The 17,173-nt window shown below is 52.1% G+C and carries 17 protein-coding genes; 2 read left to right on the top strand and 15 right to left on the bottom strand.

Annotated features, from left to right (window positions below; genetic code table 11):
* Positions 1-155: 155 nt before the first annotated feature.
* Positions 156-476 (top strand): hypothetical protein, encoded by a 321-nt coding sequence (locus tag CFI03_RS01345; RefSeq protein ID WP_248756246.1) that lies wholly within the window; start codon positions 156-158, stop codon positions 474-476.
* A gap of 258 nt (positions 477-734) precedes the next feature.
* On the opposite strand, the gene CFI03_RS01340 is transcribed toward CFI03_RS01345, so the two are convergent.
* On the bottom strand, positions 735-2,102 hold the full coding sequence (locus tag CFI03_RS01340; protein ID WP_248756245.1) for a class I SAM-dependent rRNA methyltransferase: 1,368 nt from the start codon (positions 2,100-2,102) through the stop codon (positions 735-737).
* 96 nt (positions 2,103-2,198) lie between these two features.
* On the opposite strand from CFI03_RS01340, the gene CFI03_RS01335 reads away from it, so the two are divergent.
* Entirely contained in the window at positions 2,199-3,167 is a 969-nt protein-coding gene (locus tag CFI03_RS01335) for a Na/Pi cotransporter family protein (protein ID WP_201003754.1), read from the top strand.
* Here CFI03_RS01335 and CFI03_RS01330 read toward each other — a convergent pair.
* The 14 genes from CFI03_RS01330 to lepA form a co-directional block, all read right to left on the bottom strand.
* Entirely contained in the window at positions 3,164-3,595 is a 432-nt protein-coding gene (locus CFI03_RS01330) for an NUDIX hydrolase (protein WP_127496409.1), read from the bottom strand. The genes CFI03_RS01335 and CFI03_RS01330 overlap by 4 nt on opposite strands.
* A 108-nt stretch (positions 3,596-3,703) precedes the next feature.
* Positions 3,704-5,050, bottom strand: a complete 1,347-nt coding sequence (gene mtaB, locus CFI03_RS01325; protein WP_201003756.1) for a tRNA (N(6)-L-threonylcarbamoyladenosine(37)-C(2))-methylthiotransferase MtaB — start codon at positions 5,048-5,050, stop codon at positions 3,704-3,706.
* A 7-nt stretch (positions 5,051-5,057) separates the two neighbouring features.
* Positions 5,058-5,834, bottom strand: coding sequence for an RsmE family RNA methyltransferase (locus CFI03_RS01320; RefSeq protein WP_248756243.1), 777 nt, complete (start codon positions 5,832-5,834; stop codon positions 5,058-5,060).
* A 63-nt stretch (positions 5,835-5,897) separates the two neighbouring features.
* On the bottom strand, positions 5,898-6,569 hold the full coding sequence (locus tag CFI03_RS01315; RefSeq protein WP_201003758.1) for a site-2 protease family protein: 672 nt from the start codon (positions 6,567-6,569) through the stop codon (positions 5,898-5,900).
* Positions 6,566-7,567 (bottom strand): 50S ribosomal protein L11 methyltransferase, encoded by a 1,002-nt coding sequence (gene prmA / locus CFI03_RS01310; protein WP_201003760.1) that lies wholly within the window; start codon positions 7,565-7,567, stop codon positions 6,566-6,568. Before prmA ends, CFI03_RS01315 begins: the two co-directional genes overlap by 4 nt.
* A gap of 101 nt (positions 7,568-7,668) precedes the next feature.
* Positions 7,669-7,881 (bottom strand): hypothetical protein, encoded by a 213-nt coding sequence (locus CFI03_RS01305; RefSeq protein ID WP_127496414.1) that lies wholly within the window; start codon positions 7,879-7,881, stop codon positions 7,669-7,671.
* Positions 7,881-8,051, bottom strand: a complete 171-nt coding sequence (locus CFI03_RS01300; protein ID WP_015843810.1) for a YfhD family protein — start codon at positions 8,049-8,051, stop codon at positions 7,881-7,883. The genes CFI03_RS01305 and CFI03_RS01300 overlap by 1 nt, the downstream gene beginning before the upstream one ends.
* 102 nt (positions 8,052-8,153) lie before the next feature.
* The gene (gene dnaJ / locus CFI03_RS01295; protein WP_127496415.1) at positions 8,154-9,293 is read right to left on the bottom strand and encodes a molecular chaperone DnaJ; all 1,140 of its coding nucleotides are present in this window, start codon (positions 9,291-9,293) and stop codon (positions 8,154-8,156) included.
* A 104-nt stretch (positions 9,294-9,397) separates the two neighbouring features.
* On the bottom strand, positions 9,398-11,242 hold the full coding sequence (dnaK, locus tag CFI03_RS01290; RefSeq protein WP_248756241.1) for a molecular chaperone DnaK: 1,845 nt from the start codon (positions 11,240-11,242) through the stop codon (positions 9,398-9,400).
* Between the two features lie 62 nt (positions 11,243-11,304).
* Positions 11,305-11,844, bottom strand: coding sequence for a nucleotide exchange factor GrpE (gene grpE, locus CFI03_RS01285; protein WP_248756240.1), 540 nt, complete (start codon positions 11,842-11,844; stop codon positions 11,305-11,307).
* A gap of 277 nt (positions 11,845-12,121) precedes the next feature.
* Entirely contained in the window at positions 12,122-13,147 is a 1,026-nt protein-coding gene (hrcA, locus tag CFI03_RS01280; protein ID WP_201003766.1) for a heat-inducible transcriptional repressor HrcA, read from the bottom strand.
* Positions 13,148-13,324: 177 nt separating this feature from the next.
* A complete protein-coding gene (locus tag CFI03_RS01275; RefSeq protein ID WP_127496419.1) occupies positions 13,325-13,807 on the bottom strand; it encodes an N-acetyltransferase in 483 nt (160 codons plus the stop codon).
* 89 nt (positions 13,808-13,896) lie between these two features.
* Complete coding sequence (hemW, locus tag CFI03_RS01270) at positions 13,897-15,075, bottom strand: radical SAM family heme chaperone HemW (RefSeq protein ID WP_248756238.1); 1,179 nt, start codon at positions 15,073-15,075, stop codon at positions 13,897-13,899.
* Positions 15,076-15,351: 276 nt separating this feature from the next.
* Entirely contained in the window at positions 15,352-17,169 is a 1,818-nt protein-coding gene (gene lepA / locus CFI03_RS01265; RefSeq protein WP_248756236.1) for a translation elongation factor 4, read from the bottom strand.
* Positions 17,170-17,173 lie beyond the last annotated feature (4 nt).

Here is a 17,173-nt window from a genome sequence, read left to right as displayed (position 1 = left end):
TCTATCATTCTACCATAACGCGGGGCCTTTTTCACCCGGACGACAAACGTATGTTCTGGAAGAAGTGCTATCTTTTTAACAAGAAAATATTGCAATCCCTTATATACCGAGTATAATACTAGGTAATATAATGATCCGGATTGGAGGAACGGCAAATGACCTCGGAAGAAACGCAATGGATTAACGATTATCTGGATTTATTCAACTACGCCAAGCAAATCGGTGATCTGGAGTGGCAGCAGGAGATTACCCGTTCGCTCGCCGGGTGGAAGGAACAAACAAGCCAGCAAGCTCTGTCGACGAAAGCCGCTGAGTTATGGAGAAAGTTTGACGTCATTAACCGGAAGATGATTGATCTTTATCAGCAATTGAGAAATTCCGATGATTCTTCCGATTTGAAAACGTTACGGGAAGAGGTCTGGCTGTTAAAGCTGCAGCGTGTCGAGCTGAGCCGGCAATTCAAAGAATCCTTCTAGCAGGATGAAACGGCTATCGCCGATTATGAATTTTTTAGAATAAAATAAAAAATCCCGCATGCGGATTTCCGCTCTGCCGGATTATGGGTTAGTAGACATGCAGTGAACTGCTCTGTCCATTATGGAACCGCTGGGTACAGTCGTCTGTCTCTCAGCGTTACATTCCTATTATACACATCTATCAATCGATTGAATATGTCTATTTTTAGAACAAGAAGCCGCATGGATCCCTCACCGATCCATACGGCTTTTTTCGTATTATTTACTCCGCACTTCGAACACGGCAAATTTCAAGTAATGTCCTTCCGATACGCCAAGCAGCTGCGGATGATCCTTGCCTGCAGCCCGCCACTCCACGAGACGCAGCAGCTTGCCGGCATCGGATGCCGCTTCCTGTATCGTCTCTAGGAACAGATCCGGCCGCATGTGGTACGAGCAGCTGGCCGTAACGAGATAGCCGCCTTCGTTAACCAGCTTGAGGCCATGCAGGTTGATGTCTTTATAACCCCGGCATGCCCCGGCAACCGCGCTTTTGGTCTTTGCGAAGGCGGGGGGATCAAGGATAACAACATCCCATGTACGGCCGCCGCCGCTAAGCGGCTTGGAAGTATCCGCACCGGCACGGCTGCGCTCCGCGCGCTCTTCAACGCCTTTTACCTGCGTGCGCAAGTAATCAAAGGCATCCGCCACGACAAATTCCACGCGGTCGGTGAAGCCGTTACGCTCGACGTTGCGGCGCGCCGTGTCGATGGCATGCTCGGATACGTCGAGACAGGTTACTTTTTTCGCCCCGTATTTGCAGGCATGGAGAGTGAAGCTGCCGGTATGGGCAAAGCACTCCAGCACGGTCGCACCGTCCCAATATGGGAAGGTTACTTCTTTGCCGTTCGCATTCACCGGTACAAGCCTTGTAACTTCCGTATCGGTATCAGCAGGGCGGTTCTCGAGGCGAATGCCGCTGCGAGCGCCCCAGCCCTTCATGAGAGGCTCGATAGAAGCGCGATTCTCGCGTTGATCGTAGAAATAACCGGTCTTTTGGCCTTCCACGATATCGACTTCCAGCTTAAGGCCATTCTCTTCAATCTCGAGAATCCGCGGGCATTCCCCGAACAGCACTCCGGTGCGCAGCTCAAGCCCTTCGAGCTGTCTAACTCCGACATCGCTCCGTTCGTAGATCCCTTTCGGCTGGAACACGTCAACAAGAGCGGCTACAATCGCTTCCCGGCGGATATCCAGTCCAAGCGTCAAAATCTGAACGACCAGCACATCGGCGAACCGGTCTACCACTAGACCGGGAAGAAAATCAGCCTCTCCGTAGACGAGCCGGCAATCGCGGTCCTGCACGAACCGGCTGCGGTGCGCTTCGCATAAACGAAACTTCTCGCGGAAGTAGTCGGCGTCCATTTCTTCAAGCGGCTGATAGGAGACGACGCGGACCGTGATTTGGGACTTGGGATTGTAATATCCGGTCGCCAAATATTTGCCGTTAGACCCAACGACGTCTACCAGCGCTCCCGGCTCCGCTTCCCCTTCCAGCTTATCGATTTCATTTGCGTAAATCCATGGGTGGCCTGCTTCAAGACGTTTCCTGCGGCCCTTCTGCAGCCAAACTTTCGCTTTGCTCACTTCGTTAATCTCCCTCTCTATTCCTGGCTTGTCATGCTTGTCTAAGCGTAAGCATATGTATCAACGATAACTTTTTATAAAAAGGAGACCTTTGCTATGCTCCATTCGATTCTTCTGCCAATGGCGATCGGCTTCACCATCTTTATAAGCGGGATGAAGCTGATGGAGCTGGCGCTGCACCGGTTAGCCGGCCCGTATCTGCAGCGTGTCCTGCATCGCTCAACGGCGACGCCGGTCCATGGCCTTGCTGTCGGTACGGCAACTACCGCCTTTTTGCAGAGCAGTACAGCCGTTACCGTTATCGCCATAGGGCTAGTCAATGCCGGCCTGCTTACCTTCCCCCGGACACTTGGCATTATCCTCGGAAGCAACATCGGCACCTGCCTGACGACCGAGCTTATCGGCCTGAGCTTAAATAAACTTTCCGTTCCATTGCTTCTGCTGGCGCTGGCTGGCTGGCTCGCAACCGTACTGCTGAACGAACTCGGAATCTGGCCCAGAACCCGGTCGCTTCGGCTGCTTGAGACCGTTCGCTCCTCCGCCGTTGCCTTAGGCGGCTTCAGCCTGCTGCTTGCCGGGATGGCCATGATGCAGGCGATTGGACCCGCCGTGCAGGAAAGTCCCATGTTCGGCTGGTTCCTTGAAAAATCAACAAGCAGCCTCTGGTGGGGATTAGCCGCCGGCGCGGTGCTGACAGCAATCGTCCACAGCAGTGCTGCTGTAATCGGTATTATTATGGGCTTTGCAGCCATCGGGGCAATGCCTCTCGAGCTTGGCGTTGCCGTTGTACTAGGGGCGAATATCGGTACATGCGCTACCGCGCTGCTCGCATCCTTCAGCGGTTCAAAGCCCGGTCAATACGTGGCTTGGTCCCATACCATCCTAAATGCCGGCGGCGCTTTGCTCTTCATGCCGTTCCTTGGCGAGTTATCGGCTGCATCAGGATGGTTCGCCCATTCCCCAGCCAGCCAGATCGCTCACGCGCAAACGATTTTCAATATTCTAAGCTCATTGATTGCCTTGCCGTTCTGCTATTTGCCTGTTTTCCGCAAGCTTCCGGTCTAATCAAACTTCACGCCAAGCAAGCTGAGGGCCCCCGCCACGATCCGGTTATTATTCTCATAGCCCGACTGCTTCTGGCGTCTCCAGGCTTCAAGCGGATCAAACCATTCGACGCCCCGGATTTCTTCCACCTGTGCCTGGAGCGATCCGCCTACCGCTTCAACCAAATAATAATGAACCTCCTTGTTGACGGTTCCCTTATTCGCATCATGGTACTGATACTTGATTTGGTCAATCGGTTTAACGATAGCCCCGATCATGCCCGTTTCCTCGGCAATTTCCCTAAGCGCCGTTTGCTCGACCGTCTCCCCGGGCTCCATCTTGCCTTTCGGGAGCGACACTTTGCCATAACGGTCCTGTATCAGCTGAATCTGCAAAAGCCCAGCCTCGTTCCGGCGATAGACTACGCCTCCTGCCGAAATTTCAACCAATTCCGTTTCCCCCTTGCCTGCTCGACATTTGCATGCAACAACGAGGATTCCCCACTTATTCCGATACGACAGAAATGAGCGTGAAATCCTCGTGCGTTATGACTATCTCTAAGCTCTCATCGCTTCCGCCGGGACATCGTCCAGTACGCGGACAAGCTGAGCGCGGCATTCATTGACGCCTGCTTCAGTAATTTTCACGCGGCAAAGCTTGCCGACAAGCGCTTCGGTTCCTTCAAACACAATCTGAATATAGTTATCCGAGTACCCCATCACAAGCCCCGTACCGGGAGCGCCTTTGTAGTCACGCTCCGGAATAACGTCCAGGACGGCTCCTACATGCTGCTCGGCATAAGCAAGCTGCATTTTCTCGGACAAGTCGATCAGTTTATGGACGCGTTCATTCTTCACTTCTTCGTCCACTTGATCATCCATGCGGGCAGCCGGCGTGCCTGTACGCTTCGAATACGGGAAGACGTGCATTTCCGAGAAGCCAACCTCTTCCATAAACTTGTAGCCGTTCTCGAACATCTCTTCCGTCTCGCCGGGGAAGCCAACGATAACGTCAGTCGTAATCGCTACGCCAGGCATTGCTTCGCGGATACGTTTCAGCTTGGCTGCAAACTCGTCCGTCGTATATTTGCGGCGCATCCGCTTAAGCACGGAGGAATCGCCGGCTTGAAGAGGAATATGCAGATGGCGGCACATTTTGGTCGAACGGTTAAGCACGTCGATCATCGCATCGTCAATTTGGCTGGCTTCGATCGAGCTGATCCGGATCCGCTCCAGTCCTTCGATCTTGTCCAGATCCCACAGCAGGTCAACGAGACGGTAGTTCTCCATATCGTCGCCGTAACCGCCCGTATGAATACCGGTAAGGACGATTTCCTTGTAGCCGGAAGCTACAAGCTGCTTCGCTTGCTCGAGCACGCTCTTCGGATCGCGGCTGCGCGAAAGACCGCGCGACCACGGAATAATGCAGAAGGTGCAGAAGTTGTTGCAGCCTTCCTGGATCTTCAGGAATGCGCGTGTGCGCTCGTTGAAATCCGGTACGTCTAGCTCCTCGAACTCACGGGTCTTCATAATGTTGCGAACCGCGTTAACCGGCTGGCGGTCATCGTGAATCTGGTTCACAAACGTCATGATTTTCTCGCGGTCCTGCGTTCCGATAACGAGGTCCACCCCCGGAATCGCCATAATCTCCGCAGGAGACGTTTGGGCGTAACAGCCCGTAACCGCAATAACCGCATCCGGATTACGGCGCACCGCGCGGCGGATAATCTGGCGGCTCTTCTTGTCGCCCGTATTGGTAACCGTACATGTATTGATCAGATAAACGTCAGCCGTCGATTCGAAATCAACCTGCTCGTATCCTTCGTTTTTGAACAGCTGCCAAATCGCTTCCGTGTCGTAAAAGTTAACTTTGCATCCCAAGGTGTAAAATGCAACCGATGGCATAAAATCCTTACGCTCCTCCCATTTCTCCGGCTTCGTACAGCAAGCAGGTCAACCCGACGATACCCGCGGTTTCCGTCCGCAGGATCCTCCGGCCAAGGCCTACAATAACGGCTCCAGCCGCCTCCGCCTCATCTGCTTCCCGTTCCGTAAAGCCGCCTTCAGGTCCAATGATGAGCAGCACCTTCAGCTCGGCTGCCGTATGGCCAGCCTGCCTCCAGCTTAGCAAGGCATCCCGGATGCCCGTACCCGCTGCTGCATCGCCTTCCCGTTCATAACAAAATAACGCTAAATCAAAAGCCGGAATCGCTTCCTTCAGCTCGCGCCAGCTGCGCACGGGCTCGATAGCGGGAACGCGGCAGCGATGCGACTGCTCCGCTGCTTCCTTGGCAATCTTGCTCCAGCGCTCCATACGCTTCGCTTCCTTCTTGCCGTCATATTGAACGATCATCCGCTCGGATTGAAAAGGCGCGAAAGCATAAGCGCCAATCTCTGTCCCTTTCTGGATGACCAGCTCCATCTTATCGCCCTTCGGCAAGCTTTGCGCGATGGTTACCGACCAGCTGGACTCGCTGTCCATCGGCAGCTCCTCCACAATGTCCGCCACCACCTCCGAAGAGGCTGCCTCGCGTACCGAAGCAAGCACGACGCGGGAAATGCCGTCGCTTGCGATAAACTTCTCTTCCGGCTTCATCCGCATTACGCGGACGGCGTGGAAGGCATCTTCTCCTATTAAACGCACGCTAGAGCCGTCAAATTGCTCCGCTGCCACAAAATATCGCTGCATTGCGTCAGTCTAACCATCCTTCATCATAGCATGTTTCCGCCTTAAAAATCTATGAAATGCGGCTTAAAACAGCGGTTGGAATAAATTGAAAAAGAAATTGTAAAGCGGCTCCCACCAGCCGAGAATCGGATCCAGCGTTACCCGGCGAAGCGGCGGAAGAAACACGAGCAGGAGGAAGATGTACATGCCCCACTGTACGTTCTGATCCATCTTAATCCGCGTCTTCAGCGGCACCAGATCCTGAATAATCCGGTATCCGTCGAGTGGCGGCAGCGGAATCAGATTAAAGATAAACAAAAGAAAGTTCAGATACATGAAATAAAAGAAAAAATGCTGAAGCGCCAAGTTAACGCCGTTTGAGCCTGCATACATCAAACCTGTCTTATCCAGTATTAACACAAGAAGAACGCCTAAGACGCCAAGAAGCAAATTGCTGATAGGACCAAGGGCCGATACGATAACGCCCATGACGCGCGGATTCTTGAAGCGGCTTGGGTTGATCTGAACAGGCCTCGCCCAACCGAAGCCCGCGATCAGAATCAGGATGGCGCCAAGCAGATCGATATGCACGCGAGGGTTGAGAGTTACTCTTCCCATCTCTTTAGGCGTGTTATCGCCAAACTTATAGGCGCTATAAGCATGCGCGAACTCATGCACCGTGAAAGATATGATCAGGACCAGCGCAATAAAAGGCAGGTCCTCGATTGGATACGCTAAGAAATCATCCCAGCTCATTCATTCACCTGCGGCTTTCTCGCCACGAATGCAATCCAATCCTGATCGCGGCGCTTATCTACGATTTCAAAGCCCGAGCGGATCAACCCTTCCTCCACGTCGGCTTCTTTGTTCATGTAAATACCCGATGCAATATAAATACCGTCAGGCTTGAGCGCCGCGAACACATCGTCGATAAAGAGCAAAATAATTTCCGCGAGAATGTTCGCTACGACCAGATCTACCGGAAGCGTTACCGACGTTGACAGCGCATCCCGTTCGTTAACCGCATGGACAACCTTACCGCCAAGCACGCCCAGCAAATCGCTTTCCAGCACCTCGACATCGTTCTGCAGGCCGTTAAGCCTTACGTTCTCCGTAGCGCTCGATACGGCCACCGGATCAAGATCCAGCGCCAATACGCGGCGTGCGCCAAGCTTCATCGCGCCGATAGCCAGAATACCGGATCCCGTACCTACGTCAATCACTTCTTCGTCGCCTTTAATGACCGATTCCAGCGTTTGAAGGCAAAGCGCGGTTGTTGGATGCGTGCCCGTGCCGAAGGCCATGCCTGGGTCAAGTTCAATGATGCTCTCTCCGGCAGCCGGCTCGTATTCTTCCCAAGTCGGCTTGATCGTCAGCCTTTCCGACACTTTAATAGGCTTGAAGTACTGCTTCCAGGCTGTAGCCCAGTCTTCTTCGTCAACAAGCTTAAACGAGATTTCGTAGGTGCCCGGGTCAATGCCGAATTCCTTCAACTGCTCAATCCGCGGCACGATCTGCAGCTTGAGCTCATTCATGTCCACGCTTTCCGTAAAGTATCCTTTGATAACCGCTTGACCTTCCGGAATATCGTTCAGCGGCTTCTCGTACCATTGACCCAGAGAAGTGTCCCGCTCCTTGTTCAAAGTACCCGATTCTTCAATGGATACGCCGCCCGCATCCATTTCATGCAAAAAGTTAGAGATCATCTCGATTGCCTGTTCCGTTGTCGAGATCGTAATTTCATGCCATTTCATATGTACTATAACCCTCCATAAGTGAAAACTACCATCTATTGTACACTATTCATCATTTATGCACAAAAAAGCGGCAAACACAAGTTTGCCGCTCACGACAATCAGCCGATCGTTCCGGTCTCCGGACTTCCGCCGATCTGTTCAATCATATGAATGGCCCGTTCGACAATCGCTTCGTCCACCGTGGCGGTAAGCAGACCGTTCTCGAACAAACCGTTCACTTCAAACGCTCTAAGTGCCTGCAGCTTGCGAAGCGCCTCCTGGGCTGCGGCCGGCTCGCCGAAGTTTGCCCGGATCTCAACCTGCTGGGACATTACTCGCCCTGCTCGTTCTGAGCCCGCGCATCCGCTGCTGCCGCGCGTTGCGCCGCTTGTTTGTCCGCTTCATCGGCAAGCTCTTGGGAGAATTCGACATCTTCGTTTTTGCCAACCGGCAAATCCCCGAAGTTCACTTTTTCCATATAGTCTTTGTTCTCGTTAGTCATTGTTATCCAGCTCCTTCAAGTAAGTAGGTAGGTCCATTACTTAAGTAGCTTGTTGCAAGGAAAGCCGAACTATTCGCAACCGCAAAAAAAAGACGTTCCGGGCTACTCGCCGCGGAACGCTTTCTTCATTTTCTCGAAAATCGATTCGTGATGCTCTTGGGTCTCTGCCGGGGACTCGCCGCCGATTCCGCCAAACTGGCGAAGCAGATCCTTCTGCTCATCCGACAATTTCGTCGGGGTAACAATCGTCACTTTGACGTGCTGGTCGCCTTGGCCGTAGCCGCGAAGCTTCGGCACCCCTTTTCCTTTGAGTCGGAAATAAGTACCCGTCTGCGTGCCCGCGGGAATTTTCAGCTTTACCTTCTCGGTCAACGTCGGGATCTCGATCTCATCACCGAGCGCCGCCTGGACGAAGGTTAACGGCACTTCGCAGTAGATATCGTCATTCTCGCGCTCGAAGAATTCATGCGCCTTCACGCGGATCACGATGTACAGATCGCCGGCCGGGCCTCCGCGGAGTCCGCCTTCGCCTTCGCCGGAGAGACGAATTTGAGCTCCGTCATCCACGCCGGCAGGGATGCGGACATTGATTTTACGCTGTTTTTTCACTCTGCCTGCGCCGTGGCAGGTTCCGCATTTCTCTTTGATGACTTTGCCCGAGCCGCCGCAATGCGAACAAGCCCGGCGATTGACCATACGGCCGAACGGCGTATTCTGGACAACCTCCTGCTGGCCGGAACCGTGACATACCGAACAAGTTTCCGGTTTGGTTCCCGGCTTCGCGCCGGAGCCGGCGCAAGTATCGCAAGATTCCGTGCGCGGAATCGTAATTTCCGTCTCTTTGCCAAACACAGCTTCCTTGAATTCGATGGTCATCGAATACTGCAGGTCATTGCCGCGCTGCGGCGCGTTCGGGTCGCGGCGTCCGCCGCCACCGCCAAAGAACATGTCAAAGATATCGCCAAAGCCGCCAAAATCACCATTTCCGGAGAATCCGCCAGCTCCGCCCATGCCTTGATTCGGATCGACGTGACCATACTGGTCGTATCTTGCGCGTTGTCCGTCATCGCTTAGGACATCGTATGCTTCCTTTACTTCTTTGAACTTCGTTTCCGCGTCTGCTTCTTTATTGACGTCGGGATGGTACTTGCGCGCGAGCTGTCGGTACGCCTTCTTGATCTCGTCTCCGGAAGCGCTCTTGCCTACTCCAAGCACCTCGTAATAATCGCGTTTATCTGCCAACTCATCTCACCTCCACCCATGTTTGCTGCACTACAGCCTATTCACACAAGGAGGCCAAAGACAGGAAGACCCTGTCTTTGACCTCTCCCATTACAAGTTAAGTCTTATTTCTTGTTTTCGTCAACTACTTCATAGTCAGCGTCCACAACATTGTCTTTGCCGCGAGCGCCTGCATCGGCTGCTTCAGCGCCTGCTTCCGGGCCGCCTTGAGCAGCTTGCGCTTGCTCATACAGCTTCACGGACAGCTGTTGCACGATTTCAGTCAGCTCTTCGGTAGCTTTCGTAATTTGATCCAGATCGTCTGTCGCTACCGCGCTTGTTACTTTCTCTTTCGCGGCGTTAGCTTTCTCGATCTCGGAAGCATCTACTTTATCGCCCAGATCTTTCAATGTTTTGTCAACCGAGTAAACGAGTTGGTCTGCGCTGTTCTTCGCTTCAACAAGCTCGCGGCGTTTGCGATCTTCTTCCGCGTTCAGCTCGGCATCCTTCATCATTTGCTCGATTTCAGCCTCGCTCAGACCGCCCGAGGAAGTGATCGTAATTTTTTGGCTCTTGCCTGTGCCTTTATCAAGAGCGGATACGTTAACGATACCGTTCGCATCGATGTCGAAGGTAACTTCGATTTGCGGAACGCCGCGCGGTGCGAGAGGAATATCGTTCAGCGTGAAGCGGCCAAGCGTTTTGTTGCCGGCAGCCATTTGACGCTCGCCTTGCAGAACGTGAATTTCAACGCCCGGTTGGTTATCCGCATAAGTGGAGAACACTTGGGATTTGCTTGTAGGGATCGTCGTATTGCGGTCAATCATCTTCGTGAAGACGCCGCCTGCAGTCTCGATGCCGAGGGACAGCGGAGTGACGTCAAGCAATACCACGTCTTTTACGTCGCCAGTCAATACGCCGGCTTGAACCGCTGCGCCGAGGGCAACGACTTCATCCGGGTTAACGCCTTTGTGCGGCTCTTTGCCGATCAGCTTCTTAACCGCTTCTTGAACGGCAGGGATACGAGTCGAACCGCCGACAAGAACAACTTTATCGATGTCATTTACGGAGAGACCGGAATCGCTCAAAGCTTGGCGCGTAGGAGCGAGGGAACGTTCAACCAGATGAGCGGACAATTCTTCGAATTTCGCGCGAGTCAGGTTAAGCTCCAAGTGCTGTGGAACGCCATCGGCCATTGTGATAAACGGAAGCGAAATCGTCGTCGACATTACGCCGGACAGATCTTTTTTCGCTTTTTCGGCAGCGTCTTTCAAACGTTGAACAGCCGCTTTGTCTTTGGACAGGTCAACGCCTTGCTCTTTCTTGAATTCGGCTACGAGGTAGTCGATGATGACTTGGTCAAAGTCGTCGCCGCCCAGCTTGTTGTCGCCGCTTGTTGCTTTAACTTCGAAGAAGCCGTCGCCAAGTTCCAGGATCGATACGTCGAATGTACCGCCGCCAAGGTCATAGACGAGGATCGTTTGGTCTTCTGTTTTCTCAAGACCGTAAGCCAGCGCAGCCGCCGTTGGCTCGTTGACGATACGAAGAACTTCAAGTCCCGCGATTTTGCCTGCGTCTTTTGTTGCTTGGCGCTGGCTGTCGTTGAAGTAAGCCGGAACGGTAATAACCGCTTGCGTTACGGATTGGCCCAGATAGGCTTCCGCATCGGATTTCAGTTTTTGCAAAATAATAGCCGAAATCTCTTGAGCCGTATATTCTTTGCCGTCAATAACTTCTTTATGGTTAGTACCCATATGACGTTTGATCGACATTACCGTACGGTCGGGATTCGTGATGGCTTGGCGTTTCGCCGTTTCGCCGACAATGCGCTCTCCGTCTTTTTTGAAGCCTACAACGGATGGCGTTGTGCGGTTGCCTTCCGGATTCGGGATAACGACAGCTTCGCCGCCTTCCATTACAGCAACACAAGAGTTTGTAGTACCAAGGTCAATACCGATAACTTTACTCATCGTAAGTTCCTCCTAAATATCAATTTTATTCCGTATTTAAATTCCGGTAACCGGAAAAGGGATTAGCCGCTAACTTTAACCATGGCAGGGCGCAGAACGCGCTCCTTCAGGATGTAGCCTTTCTGAACTTCTTCTACGATGATGCCTTCTTCATGCTCATCCGATTCCACTGTCATAATCGCTTGGTGGAATTCGGGATTAAACGGCTCGCCAACAGCATCCATTGCTTTCAAGCCTTCTTGCTGCAACGTTTGTTCCAGCTGACGGAAGATCATGTCCACGCCCTTAGCCAGAGCTTCAAAATCCTGATTCGCGGAAGCCGCGGAAACAGCGCGCTCGAAGTTATCGACAACCGGAAGCAGCTGCCCGATCAGCTTCATCGAAGCGTATTGCGCAAGATCTTCCTTTTCCTTTTGCGTACGACGGCGGAAGTTATCGAAATCCGCTTGCGCGCGTAAGTATCGTTGCTGATTCTCTTCAGCCAGCTTTGTCAGTTCTTCGATGCGCGGATCTTCATGCGCTTCGTTCTCTTCCTGCTGCTCTGTTTGTAGTTCTTCTATAACTTCATCGATTGTTTCGTTATGTTGGTCGTTACTCACCATATTCACCTCCTTAAAAGAATTGCAACTGGCGGTTCAGTGCCAGTTGAATACGCGCCCCAAGCGCGTAAAATGTGTTGCCTTTGCTCTTTTGCTGCGGTGCTGCGCTCCGGGCGCGGGAGAGCGGGGTATTGCCTGAAGAGCGTGAGCGCTCGCCTTTGAAAACGGGAATATTCCCCAGGAATCCTAATCCACATTCCCGTTTTCAACAGCGACGGAAGGCAATACCCCGCTCGTACGCGCACAAGCCCACAGCACCCGCCCACACAGCAACAGCAGCTTATTTATAGAAGCGGCCCAATATATGGGCCATATCTTTCGAAATCACGTCAAGAAGCGTAATGACTTTCCCGTATTCCATCCGTGTCGGCCCAAGAATGCCGATGGTGCCAAGCGACTGGCCGTCAATCTGATACGTAGCCGTAATCAAGCTGCAATTCGCGATTGCCTCATGGTCATTTTCTGTTCCAATTCGTACTTGTATACCCGACGGCGCGGCGGAAATCATTTTCATCACGGTAGGCGTTTCATCCAGCAGATCCAGGATCGTTTTCACCTTGTCGACGTCTTTGAATTCCGGCTGCGTAAGCATATTCGTTGTTCCGCTGAGGAACACACGCTGCTCCGAATCGTTAGACAGCGCGCTGTCAAGGATGCCCAGCACTTCCTCGCAATGGTCAACGTAACGCTCCAGCTCCTGGCCTACTTCGGCGTACAGCTTCGACTTCAACCGCACGAGCGGAATGCCAACCAGCTTGGCGTTCAGGATGTTTACGATCTTCTCCATCTCATCCATATGGATGCCCGGAGGAACCGTGATGGTCCGGTTTTCCACATGGCCGGTATTGGTTACGATAATCGCAACCGCCGTCGACTCGTCCAGAGGCACCAGGTTAAAATGCTTCAGCGAGTTGCTGAACATCTCCGGTCCAAGCAAAATCGAGGTGTAATTCGTCAGGTTGGACAAAATCATCGCGGCATGCTGGATAACCTGCTCCATCTGAATCATTTTCTCCGAGAAGAAAGAATGAGCCTGCTTCAAATCATTTTCGTTTATTTCATTCAGCTTCACGAGATGATCAACATAATAACGATAACCTTTGGTTGATGGAATACGTCCCGCCGATGTATGCGGCTGCTCGAGGAATCCAAGCTCCTCCAGGTCGGCCATTTCATTACGGATCGTTGCAGGACTAAAAGCGACATCGCCGCGCTTAGATATGCTCCTGGAACCAACAGGCTCAGCCGAACGGATATAGTCGTCTACAATTGCATTCAGTATCATTCGTTGCCGTTCAGTCAACATTCGCATCCCTCCAAAAAGTTTATCGGATCTTCTCGTTAGCACTCATTAGACCCGAGTGCTAATCATTAATACAAAAATACCAAACCACCTTAAGCATTGTCAAGTCAGTTCCCTTTTTTCAGGCCTATGTCCTTCGATAAAAATAAAAAGGTCAGGCATTATAGCCTGACCCTTCATCTATTCGTTTAACATTTTGAGTACGGCGATTTCGTCGCATGCATGCTGCTTCGGACAGTTCACGCAGTCTTTCCAAACCTTTTCCGGAAAAATCTCTTTCTCCACAACGGTAAATCCGTTACGCAAAAAGAAATTTACGGCGTACGTTAGCGCCATGATTTTGGGAATCTGCTGCTCTCTGGCTTGCTCGACCAGAAAATCGACCAGCTTGTTGCCGATCTTAAGGCCTCTATATTCCTGGGACATGCCAAGGGAACGAATCTCTACAAGATCCTGCCCAAGCCGCAATAAGGAGCCGCACCCGACAACCTTATCCCCGATCTCCGCAACGACAAACGTATCAATCTGACGCAGCAACGTTTCCCGGGTGCGGGGCAGCATGATTCCCTGTTCCGCATAGCCTTTAATGAGTTCGTACAAAGTTTCCACATCTTCCGGTGCTGCTTTTCTGCAAACTACCGTTAACTGTTCCGTTGCCTCCATGCTGCTTCGCCTCCACCCGGTGCATATAAATTCTATTGAATAAATATACAGCAAGTCGCATGTTTTCTCAAGAACTATTTTTCCGAATTTTAGCCAGCGGCTTCTTCCTCCAAACCGATAAACGAACCAAATACATCGTTGCCGAAAAGAACGCCTTTATCGGTCAATTTGTATACGGTATCGCCTTCCTCGAGGACCTTCTCGAGCAGTCCGTCTTTAAGAAGCTTCTCAATGATGGGGCCAAACTTATCCTCCAGCTTCTGGCCATCGAATTGAGCGGCATAATCGGAAACGCGCACGCCCTTGAGCAGTCGCAGACCTACCATCATGAAGTCCTCCATTGCTTCGTACTCCGGAACAACGTTTTCTTCAAGACGCGGAAGCTTTGTTTTTGTATAGTCGATAAAAGGCTGCACGCCTTTCACATTCACATGGCGGAGTCCGCGTGCATAACCGTGAGCGCCGGCTCCAAGCCCGTAATAAGGCTCGTTGCGCCAATACGTCGAGTTATGCCTGCTTTCATACCCCGGCTTAGCAAAATTGCTGATCTCGTAATGAACGTAACCCGCCTGCTTCAGCCGGTCCATAAGCAAGGTATACATATTAAACTCTTCGTCTTCCGGAGGAAGAGGCAGCTCATCGCGTTGATAAAGCTTGTGGAACAGCGTATTTTCCTCCACCTTCAGGCTGTAAAGCGAATAGTGCGGCAGATCAAGCGCCAATGCCTTATTAACGCTGTCCTCCAGCATCTCAACCGTCTGCTTCGGCAGTCCGAACATCAGGTCAATCGACAGATTCGTAAAGCCTGCGGCGCGGGCATTTTCCAGACTGCGATAAACATCGTCTACATTATGAATGCGCCCAATGCGCTCCAGCAGCCCGTTATCAAACGATTGCACGCCAAAGCTGATCCGGTTCACTCCGCCGGCAAACATGGCGGCGAGCTTCTCCGGGTCGGTCGTGCCCGGGTTTGCTTCCATCGTAAATTCCACATCGTCGGCAAGCGGAAAATACTTTTTCACCGAAGCGAGAAAACGTTCCATCTGAGGCGGCGTCAATACCGTAGGAGTACCTCCTCCTACAAATACCGTATCGATTCTCTCCGGCGGTATTTGAGCAACCGTGAGCGCCATCTCTCTCTCCAAGGCGTCGAGATATTCGTCGACAGGCTGTCCCTTTAATACATACGAAGTAAAATCGCAATAATGACACTTGTTCGTACAGAACGGGATATGAATGTAAAGCGCCTTAGGCGCGTAATTAATCATTTCAACACTTCCTTCTTTTTTACTCCCCAATTAAAAAAATCGACAGGACTAAGGAGAGCATGCTCCTTAGTCCTGTCTAGATTATTGGCATAGGCCGCTTTGGGGTAAAGGGTATCTCCTGGAGGAGCGAAGCGCCCGCCTTTGCTGCATTTTTTTCTTCCGATAACACTTTATCCAGGAAAAAAATCAGCAACAGCGGCTGTAAGGAGATACCCTGTCCCCTGAGCTCAGCCTTATGCCGTTATCTTGCGACAGCGACTAAGAAGCAGCCCGATCTTAGTCCTCGTCGATTTTCAGCACCGCCATGAAGGCCTCTTGAGGCACCTCTACGCTGCCGACCTGCTTCATCCGCTTCTTGCCTTCCTTCTGCTTGTCGAGAAGCTTCCGTTTACGGCTGATGTCGCCGCCGTAACACTTGGCAAGAACGTTTTTGCGCATCGCTTTAACGGTCTCGCGCGCGATAACCTTCGTCCCGATCGAAGCCTGTACCGGCACCTCGAACATTTGGCGCGGGATCAGCTCTTTCATCTTCTGGCAAATACCGCGTCCGCGATGGTATGCGCGGTCGCGGTGAACGATAACGGACAGGGCATCGACCTGCTCGCCGTTCAGCATAATATCCATCTTCACCAGATTCGATCTGCGGTAGCCCGACAGCTCGTAATCAAACGAAGCGTAACCTTTGGTGCTCGATTTCAGCTGGTCGAAGAAGTCGTAAACAATCTCCGAGAGCGGAATTTCATAAGTAAGCGTAACCCGGTTCGTATCCAGGTACTCCATGTTCACGAACTCGCCGCGTTTGCTTTGGCAAAGCTCCATAATCGCGCCTACGAAATCATTAGGGACAATAATCGAAGCCTTTACATACGGCTCTTCAACATACTCCAGCTTGCCCGCTTCCGGGTAGTTGGAAGGATTGTCGATGTCGAGAACCGTACCGTTCGTCAGCGTAACGCGGTAAATAACGCTTGGCGCTGTTGTGATAAGCGGAATATTAAACTCGCGTTCGATACGCTCCTGGATGATCTCCATATGCAGCAGGCCTAGGAAGCCGCACCGGAAGCCAAAGCCCAGTGCCGTCGAGGTTTCCGGCTCGTAACGGAGCGACGCATCGTTAAGCTCAAGCTTCTCGAGCGCTTCGCGCAGATCGTTATAGTCCTGCGTCTCGATTGGATACAGACCGCAATAAACCATCGGATTGATTTTGCGGTAACCAGGCAAAGCTTCCGGAGCCGGACGTTTCGCTTCCGTAACCGTATCGCCGACACGCGTATCTTTTACGTTTTTGATGCCGGCAACGACAAAACCTACGTCGCCAACGGCAAGCTCGTCCACAATGCCCATCCGAGGCTTAAATGCGCCAACCTCGATAACTTCAAACTCGGCGCCGGTCGCCATAAAACGAATTTTCTTGCCGGCCTGAATGCTGCCGTCGATAACGCGCACATACACGATAACACCTTTGTACGGATCGTAGTGCGAGTCGAAAATAAGCGCTTTAAGCGGTTCATCCGGATTACCGGTTGGAGCTGGCACCTTCTGTACCACTTGCTCCAAAATTTCTTTAATGCCGATCCCTGCTTTTGCCGAAGCGAGAACCGCTTCGCTTGCATCAAGACCGATAACATCCTCGATCTCTTGCTTTACGCGCTCAGGCTCGGCGCTTGGCAGATCGATTTTATTAATAACCGGGAGAATCTCTAGGTTGTTGTCGAGTGCCAGATATACGTTGGCCAGCGTCTGCGCTTCAATGCCTTGTGCCGCATCGACCACCAGCAAAGCTCCTTCGCATGCCGCCATACTGCGGGATACTTCATACGTGAAATCGACATGCCCAGGCGTATCGATCAGGTTAAGTAAATATTCTTCGCCGTCGTCAGCCTTGTAAGTAAGGCGTACGGCCTGCAGCTTGATGGTAATGCCGCGTTCCCGCTCCAAATCCATCTGGTCGAGAACCTGCTCCTGCATTTCGCGCGAGGATAACGCTCCGGTAAATTCGAGAATACGGTCAGCGAGCGTCGACTTCCCGTGGTCAATATGTGCAATAATCGAGAAATTCCTAATTTTCTTTTGCCGGTCACGAACGTCAGTCATGCCT

Source organism: Paenibacillus sp. ATY16 (assembly GCF_003399985.2).
GTDB lineage: Bacteria > Bacillota > Bacilli > Paenibacillales > Paenibacillaceae > Pristimantibacillus > Pristimantibacillus glycanilyticus.
The sequence above is the reverse complement of the archived record's forward strand: the minus strand, read 5'-3'. Positions and strand labels throughout refer to the sequence as shown.